The following is an 809-nucleotide window of genomic DNA, read 5'->3' on the forward strand; positions in this document are numbered from 1 at the left end:
TCTGGTTTCTGGCAACGGTATCAGTCGCTATTCGCCCATCCAAACGCTGCTGCGCGGTGGTGAAATTACGCTGGCACACGGCTTGACGCTGTCTGATGCCAACAATGACCGCCTGGCAGACGGCAACGGGGATTATCACGGCACCACGCTGACGCTTTCCCGCGCAACCGACGCACAAGCTGACGACCAGTTCGGCTTTGCGCCAGGCAGTGGCCTGCAACTGATCGACGGGAAAGTGATGAAGGGCGATACCGCTATTGCCAGCTTTAGCCAAAGCGCGGGCACGCTCACGCTCACCTTCCTGGCGGGTGCCAGTAAAGCTGATGCCAATGCGGTATTGCACCAAATCACCTACAGCAACACCGGCGCCGACACCAATGGCACCCTGGTAAAACTGGCCCTGCGCGCCAATGACGGCAAGGCAGACAGCCAAACCGTCACCTTTGATGTGCTGATCACCAACAATACCGCCCCGACGCTCGATGCCACCCCCATAGGCAACAAGACCTATGACACCCACGGCACGGTGGTTAACCCGTTTAGCAACGCCACGATCAGCGCCGGTGAGATTGGTCAGTCGATTATCGAACTGACGTTGACCATTGACAACGTAGACCAGGCTGCGAATGAATTTATTATCATCGCTGGCACGCGCATCAATCTGGCGAGCGACGGCAGCGGTCAGGCCGGTGACTATCATTACACTTACACCCGTAGCTCCGGAACCGGCACACTGACGATCGGTCATGAAGCAGGCGTAACCGCCGCTGCGGCACAAACGCTGGTCAACGGCATCGCCTACGTCAACG

Annotated in this window: 1 protein-coding gene; it reads left to right on the top strand. The window is 58.1% G+C overall.

The window, feature by feature from the left end:
- On the top strand, positions 1-809 hold an 809-nt coding region (locus J5224_RS31785), incomplete at both ends, for a hypothetical protein (protein ID WP_264628957.1).

The sequence above is a fragment of the Candidatus Symbiopectobacterium sp. NZEC135 genome (assembly GCF_025962695.1).